The organism is Streptomyces sp. NBC_01808 (assembly GCF_035917395.1).
Taxonomy (GTDB): domain Bacteria; phylum Actinomycetota; class Actinomycetes; order Streptomycetales; family Streptomycetaceae; genus Streptomyces.
The window spans coordinates 2,006,727-2,019,199 of the sequence record NZ_CP109072.1 but is presented as its reverse complement, the minus strand read 5'-3'; the positions used below and the strand labels follow the sequence as shown (position 1 = coordinate 2,019,199).

The 12,473-nt window shown below is 74.2% G+C and carries 10 protein-coding genes; 5 read left to right on the top strand and 5 right to left on the bottom strand.

Translation table 11 applies throughout. The annotated features are described in order from the left end of the window. The first annotated feature begins 73 nt into the window (after positions 1-73). The 5 genes from OG946_RS08530 to OG946_RS08510 all read left to right on the top strand — a co-directional run bounded on the left by OG946_RS08530 (position 74) and on the right by OG946_RS08510 (position 5,287). Entirely contained in the window at positions 74-487 is a 414-nt protein-coding gene (locus OG946_RS08530) for an HIT family protein (RefSeq protein WP_326795520.1), read from the top strand. 59 nt (positions 488-546) lie between these two features. Then, positions 547-1,419, top strand: coding sequence for a hypothetical protein (locus tag OG946_RS08525; protein ID WP_326795519.1), 873 nt, complete (start codon positions 547-549; stop codon positions 1,417-1,419). A 376-nt stretch (positions 1,420-1,795) separates the two neighbouring features. After that, positions 1,796-2,530 (top strand): phosphatase PAP2 family protein, encoded by a 735-nt coding sequence (locus OG946_RS08520; protein ID WP_326795518.1) that lies wholly within the window; start codon positions 1,796-1,798, stop codon positions 2,528-2,530. After that, positions 2,531-3,157 carry a TetR/AcrR family transcriptional regulator gene (locus tag OG946_RS08515; RefSeq protein WP_326795517.1) on the top strand — a complete coding sequence of 209 codons (627 nt, stop codon included), beginning with the start codon at positions 2,531-2,533 and terminating at the stop codon, positions 3,155-3,157. It begins immediately after the preceding gene. 63 nt (positions 3,158-3,220) lie between these two features. Continuing rightward, positions 3,221-5,287 (top strand): HelD family protein, encoded by a 2,067-nt coding sequence (locus OG946_RS08510; RefSeq protein ID WP_326795516.1) that lies wholly within the window; start codon positions 3,221-3,223, stop codon positions 5,285-5,287. 57 nt (positions 5,288-5,344) lie between these two features. Here the strand turns inward: OG946_RS08510 and OG946_RS08505 are convergent, their stop codons facing one another. The 5 genes from OG946_RS08505 to OG946_RS08485 all read right to left on the bottom strand — a co-directional run bounded on the left by OG946_RS08505 (position 5,345) and on the right by OG946_RS08485 (position 12,357). Continuing rightward, a complete protein-coding gene (locus OG946_RS08505) occupies positions 5,345-6,001 on the bottom strand; it encodes a DUF11 domain-containing protein (protein WP_326795515.1) in 657 nt (218 codons plus the stop codon). A gap of 189 nt (positions 6,002-6,190) precedes the next feature. Continuing rightward, positions 6,191-9,310, bottom strand: coding sequence for a bifunctional [glutamine synthetase] adenylyltransferase/[glutamine synthetase]-adenylyl-L-tyrosine phosphorylase (locus OG946_RS08500; protein ID WP_326795514.1), 3,120 nt, complete (start codon positions 9,308-9,310; stop codon positions 6,191-6,193). A gap of 121 nt (positions 9,311-9,431) precedes the next feature. Further along, complete coding sequence (locus OG946_RS08495) at positions 9,432-10,346, bottom strand: EamA family transporter (protein ID WP_326795513.1); 915 nt, start codon at positions 10,344-10,346, stop codon at positions 9,432-9,434. Then, positions 10,339-10,899, bottom strand: coding sequence for a MarR family winged helix-turn-helix transcriptional regulator (locus tag OG946_RS08490; RefSeq protein WP_326795512.1), 561 nt, complete (start codon positions 10,897-10,899; stop codon positions 10,339-10,341). The genes OG946_RS08495 and OG946_RS08490 overlap by 8 nt, the downstream gene beginning before the upstream one ends. A 96-nt stretch (positions 10,900-10,995) precedes the next feature. Beyond that, the gene (locus OG946_RS08485; protein WP_326795511.1) at positions 10,996-12,357 is read right to left on the bottom strand and encodes a glutamine synthetase family protein; all 1,362 of its coding nucleotides are present in this window, start codon (positions 12,355-12,357) and stop codon (positions 10,996-10,998) included. Between the last annotated feature and the right edge of the window lie 116 nt (positions 12,358-12,473).

Below are 12,473 nucleotides of genomic sequence, written 5' to 3'. Positions count from 1 at the left end.
AGCTGCGGCCGCGTGCGCTGCATCTGCCCGCCGTGCGCCCTGCGATCCCCCGGGACCGGTGTTGACTGGAGGGGTGAACTGCACCTTCTGCGCCATCGCGAGCGGTGAACTCCCGAGCCACCGGGTCTTCGCGGACGAGGTGGCGGTCGGCTTCCTCGACGCCCGGCCGCTCTTCCCGGGACACGTCCTGGTGATCCCGCGCCACCACGTGGAGACCCTCACCGACCTGCCCGAGCCCGAGATCGGCCCGTTCTTCGTCCGGGTCCGGCGGCTGACCGGCGCCGTGGAGCGGGGCACGGCGGCGGCCGGGTCGTTCGTCGCGATGAACAACCGGGTCAGCCAGTCCGTACCGCACCTGCACGTCCACGTCGTACCGCGCAACCGCAAGGACGGCCTGCGGGGCTTCTTCTGGCCCCGTACGCGCTACCGGGACGAGGAGCACGCCGTCGAGACGGCCCGGCTGATCCACGCGGCGCTCGACGGCTGAACCGCCGGGCGCGGCGGGCCCCGAGGGAACCCGATCCGGAGCGGCGCCGTCCGAGAGGCATGAACCGAACGACCCCCCTACGCACCTCGGCGGCCACCGCCGCCGCCCTCGCCACCGCCGTGCTGGCCGCCGGCTGCGGCTCAAAGGACGCCTCCGGGTCCGCCGGCGACGGCAGCCGCGGGGACGTCGACCCCAACGCCCGGCTCTACCGCGTCCAGGCCACGGTCCTGGCGAACGGCGAGCACGGCCCGCAGCTCTGCCGCACCCTCGCCGAGTCCATGCCGCCGCAGTGCGGCGGCCCGGACATCGTCGGCTGGGAGTGGGACGACGTACGCGCGCACCGCGCGAGGGACACCACGTACACCGATCCGCTGGACCTCGTCGGCACCTGGGACGGCGAGCGCTTCACCCTGGCCGAGAAGCCGCGGCCCGCCGGCGCGGCCACGGAACCGGGCGCGTCCGAGGCCGCCGCGGACTTCGACACGCCCTGCGCGGACATGAAGGACGGAAAGGACCCGAAGGGCGGGAAGGACGCGGCCGGCTCCGGCGAAGCCGGCCGGCAGCGGGTGCTGGACAAGGCCGGGAAGATGCCCGGCTACGCCGGCTCCTGGCTCGACGGCGACATCGTCAACATCAGGTTCGCCGACGCCGGTGAGGGCGGCGGCCCCGAGACCGCCGAGCGCGAACTGCGCGGCGTGTGGGACGGGCCGCTGTGCGTCGTCGGCGCCGAGCACACGGAAGAGGAGCTGACCCGCGTCCAGCGGCAGGTCGACGAGGACGTCAAGGGGACGCTCAGCTCCGCCGTCGACCCGGTGCGCAACGCCGTCACCCTCGAAGTCGTCGCCGCCACCCCCGAACTGCGGCGCGAACTGGACCGCACGTACGGCGAGAACACGGTGCGGCTGAGCGGCTGGCTGGAGCCCGTCGCCTGACCGCACCGACCCCGTGAACCGGGCCCCGCGCCGTCCTCCCCATCCGGCGCGGGGCCGCCGCGGCCCGCCCCGGACCGCGGCGGACCACGCCGCGGCAGCGCGGCGAACCGTGGCCGCGGCACCGCGGTCTACCGCCCGGGGAGGAGATACCTGCCCTCATGCGGCACAGGGGGATGATCTGACGACCCCTTTCCGTCTGGCAAACTGTCCTCCCATGGGCGCGTCGTATTCCCGGGACCTTGCACCCCGGCCAGCGAAGATTGCGAGGACTCTTCAGGACCGGCGGACCCCCGTCTCCTCGGCCGATACGGAGGCCGACGCGAGACGAAGAGACCCCACCCTCTCCCAGCAGCGCCTGCGCGCCCTCTTCGACCGGATGCGCTCGCCGCGCCCGCCGCGGCTGTGGTTCGAGATCATGCTCGTCGCGCTCGTCTACTGGACGTACTCCCTCATCCGCAACGCCGTGCCCGAGCAGGAGGCGCAGGCGCTGAAGAACGCGGACCGCATCTGGAGCTTCCAGGAGAGCCTGGGGCTGGCCTTCGAACGCTCGCTCAACCACGCGGTCGAGGGCGTCACCTGGCTCGTCGTGTCGATGAACTACTACTACGGCACGCTCCATTACGTCGTCACCCTCGGCGTGCTCGTCTGGCTCTACCGCTGGCAGCCGGGACGCTACGCCGCCGTGCGCCTCGCGCTCGCCATCACCACCTGCTTCGCCCTCGTCGGCTACTACAGCTTCCCGCTGGCGCCGCCCCGGCTGATGGAGGGCATGGACTTCGTCGACACCGTGCGGGTGCACGAGACCTGGGGCTCGATGTCCTCGGGCAACCTCGCCAACGTCTCCAACCAGTACGCCGCCATGCCCTCGATGCACGTGGGCTGGTCGGTGTGGGCGGGCATCACCATCGCCGTACTGGCCAAGCCGCTGTGGGTGAAGCTTTTCGGGGTGCTCTATCCGACGCTGACGCTGCTGGTCATCATGGCGACGGCGAACCACTTCTGGATGGACGCGGTGGGCGGGATCATCTGCCTCACCTTCGGCTTCGCGGTCTCGTACGCCTGGTACGGCACGATCGCCTACCGGCTGCCACAGAAGGTGGCGTCCGCCTAGGTGACCCACCCCGATACTCCCGTCCCCGGTCTGCGCGAACGCAAGAAGCAGCGCACGCGGCGGCTGCTCTCCGAGACCGCGGTCAGGCTCTTCCTGGAGCGGGGGTACGACGCGGTGTCCGTGGCGGAGGTCGCGGCCGCGGCGGACGTGTCGAAGCCGACCCTCTTCCGGTACTTCCCGTCCAAGGAGGACCTGGTTCTGCACCGGTTCGCCGATCACCAGGACGAAGCGGCCCGGGTCGTGACGGCCCGCGAGGAGGGCGAGTCGCCGCTCGCGGCGCTGCGGCGGAACTTCCTGGACGGTCTTGAGCGACGCGACCCGGTGACCGGGCTCTGTGACCACCCGGCGGTGATCGCCTACCAGCGGCTCCTCTACGGGACGCCTTCCCTGGTCGCGCGGCTCGCCGGCTGGCAGGAGCGCTCGGAGCGGGCGCTCGCCGATGCGCTGGGCGGGCCCGCGGTGCGGGCCCGGCTCGCGGCGGGGCAGATCGCGGCGGTGCAGCGGATCCTCGCGGAGGAGAACGCGCGGCGGATCGCGGACGGCGAGAGTGCGGACGCGGTGGCACCGGATGCGAGAGAGGCCGCCGAACTGGCATTCCGGCAGCTTGCAAAGGGGATCGAACCATGACAGCCCCACCCCTCATAACGTGACCGTGTAAAAAATGTTACCGAGTTGCGTTATGTTGGACGGATGGGCATCACGCACACCCTCGCCGCGACCTCCCTCGCCGACGAACGCCGCTATCACGAGACCTGCCGCGCCGCCCTCGACGCGATGCTCGCGGGCGCCGACCGGCAGGTGGTCATCGGCGAGCACGCGTCCGCGTCCGGCGCCGACGCCGAGGTGCTCGGCTACGAGCTGCGCAGCCAGGCCAAGGAGCTGCACGAACTGCCGCCAGGGCCACTGTTCTTCGGCCGCCTCGACTTCGCCGACGACGCCGGGCAGGCGGGCGACCACGCCGGACAGCACTACCACATCGGCCGGATGCGCATCACCGAGAGCCCGTCCGCACCGCCCCTCGTCGTCGACTGGCGCGCACCGGTCTCGCGCGCCTTCTACCAGGCTGGACCGAAGGACCCGCAGGGCGTCGAGATCCGCCGCCGGTTCGGCTGGGCTCCCGGGAGCACCGGCGCCTCCGACGAGCTGACCAGCCTGGAGGACGAACGGCCCGCCGCGGAGGCGACCCGTGGCGGCCGCATCCTGACCGGCGAGATCGAGCGCCCGCGCACCGGCCCGATGCGCGACATCGCCGCCACCATCCAGCCCGACCAGGACGACCTGGTGCGCCGCGAACTCGGCGTCTCCGTCTGTGTGCAGGGCGCCCCGGGCACCGGCAAGACCGCCGTCGGACTGCACCGCGCCGCGTATCTGCTCTACACCTACGCGCGGCAGATCCAGCGCGGCGGTCTGCTCGTCCTCGGCCCGAACCGCACGTTCCTGTCGTACATCTCGGCCGTACTGCCCGCGCTCGGCGAGACCGGGGTGCGGCAGTCGACGGTCGGGGAACTGGTCGCGGGGGAGCGGCAGGTGCGCGCGGAGGACGGTGCGGCGGCCGCCGTGCTGAAGCACGACGTGCGGATGGCCGAGGTGTTGCGGCGGGCGCTCTACGCACGGGTGTCGGCGGACGGGGTCACCGAAGGGGTGGCGATCCGCGACGACTCCGCGCGGTGGCGGGTGCCGCCCGCGGAGCTCGCTGAGATCGTCGCGGGTGTGCGCGACGAGCGGCCGCCGTACGCGATCGGCCGCGAGCGGGTGCGCAGCCGGATCGTGGACCGTATCCAGCGGCAGGCCGAGCGCCGGGCCGTGACCCTCACGGCCGCCTGGACGCAGCGGGTCGGCCGGGCCCGGCCGATCGGCGCCTTCCTGGACGCCACGTGGCCCAAGGTGAAGCCCGCCGAGGTGCTCACCGCGCTGTTCACCGATGCCGGGGAACTGGCCCGCGCCGCCCACGGCATCCTGGACGCCGGCGAACAGCGGGCACTGCTCTGGACGAAGCCGCCGCGGTCCTTCAAGTCGGCGAAGTGGAGCGCCGCCGACCACGTACTCCTCGACGAGCTGTCCGGGCTCCTGGACCGCCCCGAGGGCTACGGTCACATCGTCGTCGACGAGGCGCAGGACCTCTCTCCCATGGAGGCACGGGTGATCGCGCGGCGCGCGGAGTTCGGCTCGCTGACCGTGCTCGGCGATCTGGCCCAGGGCACCACGCCGTGGGCCGCGCGCGACTGGCCCTCGCTCCTTGCCCACCTGGGCCGGCCTGACGCCGAGATCGCGACGCTCACCACCGGCTTCCGGGTACCGGCCGCCGTGGTCGACCTCGCCAACCGCCTGCTCGGCCACCTCGACGTCGACGTCCCCGCTGCCCGCTCCCTGCGCCAGGACGGCGCACTGCGGATACTGCCCACCCCGGATGTCCTCACCACGACCCGGGACGCGGTACGGCAGGCGCTCGACAGCGAGGGCTCGATCGGGGTGATCGCCGCCGCGACCGACGTCGACCGGGTGCGCTCGTTCCTGGAGGAGGCGGGCATCGCGACGGCGGGCCCCGACGACCTCGCCGCCCGCGTCACCGTCCTGCCCGCGACCGCCGCCAAGGGCCTCGAATACGACCATGTCGTCGCGGTCGAACCGGCGGCGATCACCGACGCCGAGGACGGGCCGACCGGGCTGCGCCGCCTGTACGTCGTGCTGACCCGCGCCGTCTCCCGCCTCGATGTGGTGCACAGCCGCCCGCTGCCGTTCCCGGCGAAGGCCGCCTGAGATCAAGTGCCGCCTACGGCCGCCGAACCCCTGGGCAGCGATCACCAGGCCCGCGCGTCACTGCTGGCCGTCGTCCTCCGCGTCCCGGGAGCGGCGGCGGCGCAGGATGATGATGCCCACGGTGCCGACGAGGAGCGCGGCGGCGGCGCTGCCGACGGCGTAGACCTTGTTCGAGGAGACCCAGGGCTCCGGGGACCACTCGTCGTCGGCGCTGGTGCAGGTGAGCCACTCGCCGCGGGTGCCGCCCTGGAAGCAGACCGTGGTGGCGGCCGCGGGCGCGCGGTCATCGGCGCCGGCGTCCCGCGGGGCCCGTACGTCGTCGGCCGCGTTGGCGGCGCGGAGATCCCGGCCGTCCCGCTCGGTGCGGTCCGGGGCGGCGGTCACCTTCAGCACCCGGGTCGTGCCCGCCGGCAGCATGATCTCCCATGTCACCTGCTGCCCGGTCGTCTCGGCCCGGGGGCTCGCGGAGACGTAGTCCAGGGATTCGGGGAGGAGTTGGGTCACCCGGCCGTTCGGCGCGTTCGCCCCCGAGGCGTTGTGCACCGTGATCGCGTACGTCGTGCCGCCGTCCGGCGCGGCCCGGCGCTCCAGGGCGAGCCGGATCGGCGACGTCGGCAGCTCGGCCGGGGGCGCGTCGGGGGAGAGCGGAGGGGAGGGAGCGAGGGACGCCAGCAGTCCGGCGATCATCGCCGCGGAAGCGATCGCCGTACGCATTCCGTGCCACCTCGCTGTCCGTGCTGCCCTACCCGTGCCCGGCCGGTCTACCAGCGGGCCACGAAAAGAAAAAGGGCAAATCGCACGAATAGCGCGCCATGCTACGAACGGACCACCGAACCGTCCCTCGTCCGGACGAACCGGCCGGGCGGGGGATCTGACGGCGGTGAGGCGGTGGGTCGGGCCGTTTCAGTCGCCGTAGAAGAGCCGCTCCACCACCGCGCGCGCCCGCCGCGTCGTCCGCCGGTACTCCTCCGGCAGCTCGCCGGCCTGCCCCGGCCCGTAGCCGAAGTAGCGTGCCACCGCGCCGAGTTCGCGCTCGGCGGCGGGGAAGGTGTCGCCCGGCCGGCCGCGGACCAGCATCACCGCGTTGCGCAGGCGCGTCGCCAGCAGCCAGGCGTCGTCCAGTATCCGCGCGTCCTGTGCGTCCAGCAGCCCCGCCTCCAGGGCCGCGGCCAGCGCAGCGCGGGTGCGGGGCGTACGCAGCGCGGGCACCTCGCGCGCGTGCTGCAACTGCAGCAACTGCACCGTCCATTCCACGTCCGCGAGCCCGCCGCGCCCCAGCTTCGCGTGCAGCGCCGGGTCCGCGCCGCGCGGCAGCCGCTCCGCCTCCATCCGCGCCTTCAGCCGCCGGATCTCGCGTACGGCGTCCTCGTCGAGCCCGCCCGCCGGGTAGCGCAGCGGGTCGATCAGCTCCGTGAACCGCGCGCCGAGGCCCGCGTCGCCCGCGACCGGCTCGGCGCGCAGCAGCGCGTGGCTCTCCCAGGTCAGCGACCAGCGCCGGTAGTACGCGGCGTACGAGGCGAGCGTGCGCACCAGCGGCCCCGACTTGCCCTCGGGCCGCAGATCGGCGTCGACCAGCAGCGGCGGGTCGGCGCTGGGCAGTTGCAGCAGCCGGCGCAGCTCGTTGGCGACGGCGAACGCCGCCGCGCCCGCCTCCTCGTCGGACACGCCTTCGCGCGGCTCGTGCACGAACAGCACGTCGGCGTCCGAGCCGTAGGCCAGCTCGCGGCCGCCGAAGCGGCCCATGCCGATCACCGCGAACCGCGTCGGCAGCGTGTCGCCCCAGCGGGCGGCGGTCGCGGCGCGCAGGGCGCCGGCGATGGTGGCGGCGTTGAGGTCGCTGAGCGCGTCGCCGGTGCGGTCGACGGCGGCGGCGATCCGGGCGTGCTCGTCCCCGTCGTGCTCCCGCCCGCCCCCGGCGTCCTCCTCGTCCTCCTCGCCGGGTGCCGTGTGCGCCCCGTACGCCGTGATGAGGTCCGCCGCCGCGGTACGGAACAGCTCCCGCCGCCGTACCCCGCGGGCCGCCGCCACCGCCGCCTCCGGGTCCGTGTGCCGGCCGACGGCCGCCAGGATCTCCTGCTCCAGGTGCGCCCGCCCGCGCGGCCGCAGCCCCTGCTCGTCGCCGAGCAGCGCCACCGCCTCCGGCGCCCGCAGCAGCAGGTCGGGCGCGAGCCGGCCCGAGGACAGCACTCGCGCCAGGTTCTCCGCCGCCGCGCCCTCGTCGCGCAGCAGCCGCAGGTACCAGGGCGTGCTGCCCAGCGCGTCCGAGACCTTGCGGAAGTTCAGCAGCCCCGCGTCCGGGTCGGCCGAGTCGCCGAACCAGCCCAGCAGCACCGGCAGCAGCGTCCGCTGGATCGCCGCCTTCCGGCTCATCCCCGACGTCAGCGCCTCCAGATGGCGCAGCGCCGCCGCCGGGTCCTCGTACCCGAGGGCCACCAGCCGCTCCCGGGCGGCGTCCGGCGTCAGCCGCACCTCCCCGGGCGCGAGCCGGGCGACCGCGTCGAGCAGCGGGCGGTAGAACAGCTTCTCGTGCAGCCGCCGCACCTCGAAGGAGTGCCGCCGCCACACCTTGCGCAACTGCGACACCGGGTCGCCGCGGCCCTCGTCGGGCAGCAGCCGCGCCAGCGAGCGGCCGAGCGCGCGCAGCTCGTGCTCGCCCTCGGGCACCAGGTGCGTGCGGCGGAGCTTCTGGAGCTGGATGCGGTGTTCGAGGGAGCGCAGGAAGCGGTACGCCTCGTCAAGCGCGACGGCGTCGGCGCGGCCCACGTACCCGCCGGCGGCGAGCGCCTCCAGCGCGTCCAGGGTCGTACCGCTGCGCAGCGAGGCGTCGGCGCGGCCGTGCACGAGCTGCAGCAACTGCACCGCGAACTCCACGTCCCGCAGCCCGCCGGGGCCCAGCTTCAGCTCCCGGTCGAGCTGCGCCGCCGGGATGTTCGCCACCACCCGGCGGCGCATCTGCTGCACGTCGGGGACGAAGTTCTCGCGCTCCGCCGCCTGCCACACCATCGGCGCGATGGCCTCCGCGTACGCCGCGCCCAGCGCCGCGTCGCCCGCGACCGGGCGGGCCTTCAACAGGGCCTGGAACTCCCAGGTCTTGGCCCAGCGCTGGTAGTACGCGAGGTGGGAGGAGAGGGTGCGCACGAGCGGGCCGTTGCGGCCCTCGGGGCGGAGGTTGGCGTCGACGGGCCAGATGGTGCCCTCGGCGGTGGTGTCGGAGCAGACGCGCATGAGGCGGGCGGCGAGCCGGGTCGCAGCCTGCATCGCGGCGCGCTCGTCCGCGGGTTCCGCCCCCTGGCCGCCGCCCGGGCCGTCCTCGCGCGGCTCGGCGACGAAGATGACGTCGACGTCCGAGACGTAGTTCAGCTCCCGGCCGCCGCACTTGCCCATCCCGATCACCGCGAGCCGGCACAGCGCCGCGTCCTCGGGCTGCTCCTCCGCGGCGATCTCCAGCGCCGCCCGCAGCGTCGCCGTCGCCAGGTCCGCCAGCTCCGCCGCGGCCTGCACCACGTCCGTCGTCCCGCACACGTCCCGGGCGGCGATCCCCAGCAGCGCCCGCCGGTACGCGACGCGCAGCGCGTCGGCCCGCGGCAGCTCCGCGCCCCGCGGCCCCCACACGCCCTCCGCGAGCGCCTGCTCGAACTCCGCGGTCATCGGGTGCAGATCGGCCGCCGCCTCGTACGTGACCAGCGACTCCCAGTCGTCCGGGTGCCGCGCCAGATGGTCCCCCAGCGCCTCCGACGCGCCGAGCACCCCCAGCAGCCGGTCGCGCAGCGGCTTGGCCGTCACCAGCGTGTCGAGCAGCGCCTGCCGCCGCCCGGGTCCCAGCGCCTCCGCGAGCCGCACCAGACCGAGCAGCGCCCGGTCCGGGTCCGCGGTGCCGCCCAGCGCGTCGAGCAGCACGGGATCGTCCCGTACGCCGTCGAGCGCCGCGGACTCCAGCAGCCGCCCGGCGTCGGCCGGCTCCCCGAACCCGTACCGCAGCAGCCGGGTGAACGCACTGCTCCTGCGCCCCTGCGGAACCGCCATCGCGCGCCCCGCCTCCCTTCCCGTGATCGCGCCGGGCTACGAGCTTACGACGGCGCACGCGCCGCGGGGACGGCCGCGGGGGCGCACAGCGGAGCGGCGCGGGACCGCGCCGCCCGCGCGCTCACGCCACCGCGATCAGCCCGATCGCCGCCCCCGCGCACACCAGCCCGGCCGACTGCGGCAGCGTCAGCCGCTCCCGCAGCACCAGCAGCGCAAGCAGCACCGGGATCGCCGGGTAGAGGGCGGCGAGCACGGTGGCGACGGCCATCAACTCCGCGCGGGCCGCGTAGAGGTACAGGACGGTGGCGAGGGTGCCGAGCGCCCCGGCGGCGGCCACGTGCGGCGCGCATCGCCGGGGCAGCCGCCACGGCGCCCGGTCGCCCAGCACGGCGACCGCGACGACGGCGACCGACACGACGCGGCTGACGGTGACCGCCCACAGATCGCCCTCGGCGGGCATCCGGGCGACGGCGACGAAGTGCGCGGCGAACCCGGCCCCGGCGATGAGCGCGTCCGCCGACGCGGATCCGCCCGCCCTGCGGGCGGTCGGGGCCGGCTCCCGCTCCTCCCTGCCCCGCACCGGGAGTTCGTGACCCTCCGGGCCCACGGCCCCATCCTGCCGGTCCTGGCCGCGCGAGACCAGCCACAGGGCGGGGAACGCCGCGGCGATGCCCGCGAGGGCGGCCCCGGCCGGGCGTTCGCCGAGGAGGCTGATGCCGAGGACGACCGGAACGGCCACCGCCGTCACGTCGCTGACCGGCACCACGACGCTCATCGCCCCCTTGGCCAGGGCGCGGTAGAGGAACGCCACCCCCACGCCGGTGCCCACACCGGACACCGCACCCCAGCCCAGCCCGGCCGCGTTCAGGGCGCCCGCGCCCGGTACGGCCAGCGCGGCCGTCACGCTCACCGCCGTCCCGCACACCTGCGCGTAGAACGCGACCGTCACCCCCGCCGTGCGCCGGGCGGCGAGCCCGGCGACGAAGTGCGTGAGGCCGAAGCTGACGGCGGACGACAGCGCGAACAGCTCACCCACCGCGCTCACCCCGCTCGGCGCGCGCGGTCTGCTCGGCGCGCGCGGCCTGCCCCACCGGGCACACGTGGCCCGCGGCCAGGCAGGCGCCGCGGTCGCAGAGCCGGCACAGCACGTCCTCCGAGCCGACGTCCCCGTACACCTCGGTGAGCAGCAGCTCCAGCGCCTCCGCCAGCCCGGCGGCCTGCTTCGCGGGGAGCCCCGCGAGCACCCGGCGCAGCCCGTCCCGGCGCGCCGCCTCCGCCCGCGCGGCAGCGGCGGCCCCGGCCTCGGTGAGCCGCACCGCCACCCCCCGCCCGCCGCCCCGCTCGCGCTCGACCAGCCCGCGGCCTTCGAGCTGGTCGAGCATCCGGGCGCACGCGGGCTGGCTCAGCCCGATGCGCCGTCCCAGTTCCGTGACCCCGATGCCCTCCGCGCCCCGCAGCGTGACCAGCGCGGCGGTGCCGCTGACGCTGACGCCGGCCGCTCCCGCGGCCGCCGCCGTCATGCGGTCGGCCACGGCGAGTGCGGCGGCGCCGAGGAGGTTCGCGGTCCGGATCTCGTCGGTTTCATGCATAACTCATGCATAGCTCACCACGCGCACATCCTCAACCGCTGGCGCGCGACCGAAACGGGTCAGCAGGCGTACGGGAACGGTGAGCGGACGGGGGCCTTACAGCACCGGGAGGCTTTTGCGCAGCTCGAAGGCCGTGACCTCGGAGCGGTACTCCTCCCACTCCTGCTTCTTGTTGCGCAGGAAGAAGTCGAAGACGTGCTCGCCGAGCGTCTCCGCGCAGATCTCGCTGCGCTCCATCAGCCCGATCGCCTCGCCGAGGTTCTGCGGCAGCGGCTCGATGCCCATCGCGCGCCGCTCGGCGTCCGTCAGGGCCCACACGTCGTCCTCGGCGCCCGGCGGCAGCTCGTAGCCCTCCTCGATGCCCTTCAGGCCGGCGGCCAGCAGCATCGCGTACGCCAGGTAGGGGTTGCAGCCGGAGTCGAGGGAGCGGACCTCGATGCGGGTGGAGCCGGTCTTGCCGGGCTTGTAGAGGGGGACGCGGACCAGGGCGGAGCGGTTGTTGTGGCCCCAGCAGATGTACGACGGGGCCTCGCCTCCGGCGCCCGCGGTGCGCTGGGAGCCGCCCCAGATGCGCTTGTACGAGTTCACCCACTGGTTCGTCACCGCGGACACCTCCGCGGCGTGCCGCAGCAGCCCGGCGATGAAGGAGCGGCCGACCTTCGAGAGCTGGAACTCCGAGCCCGACTCGTGGAAGGCGTTGCGGTCGCCCTCGAAGAGCGACAGGTGCGTGTGCATCCCGGAGCCCGGGTACTCGGAGAACGGCTTCGGCATGAACGTCGCCTGCACGCCCTGCTCCAGGGCCACCTGCTTCATGATCAGCCGGAACGTCATGATGTTGTCGGCGGTGGCCAGCGCGTCCGCGTAGCGCAGGTCGATCTCCTGCTGGCCCGGCGCGCCCTCGTGGTGCGAGAACTCCACCGAGATGCCCATCGACTCCAGCATCGTGATCGCCTGCCGGCGGAAGTCCATGCCGACGTTCTGCGGGGTGTGGTCGAAGTACCCCGAGTTGTCGGCGGGCACCGGGCGGCTGCCGTCGACCGGCTTCTCCTTGAGGAGGAAGAACTCGATCTCGGGGTGGGTGTAGAAGGTGAAGCCCAGGTCGGAGGTCTTGGCGAGGATCCGCTTCAGCACGTACCGCGGGTCGGCGAAGGACGGCGAGCCGCCGGGCATGAGGATGTCGCAGAACATCCGCGCCGTGCCGGGCGTCTCCGCGCGCCAGGGCAGCACCTGGAACGTGCCGGGGTCGGGCTTGGCGAGCATGTCCGACTCGTGCACCCGGGCGAAGCCCTCGATGGCGGAGCCGTCGAAGCCGATGCCCTCGTCGAACGCCTGCTCAAGCTCGGCGGGGGCGACGGCGACGGACTTCAGGAAGCCCAGCACATCGGTGAACCACAGCCGCACGAACCGGATGTCGCGCTCCTCCAGGGTCCGGAGCACGAACTCCTGCTGCTTCTCCATGGTCCACATCCTCGCAGGTGACTCGGTGGCGCGGGCGCGAGCCCTCAGTATCACGGTAGGGAGTTTCCGCCGCGTTTCGCACCCCTCGGGTTCGCCTGCGGCGGGCGGGGCTGGGT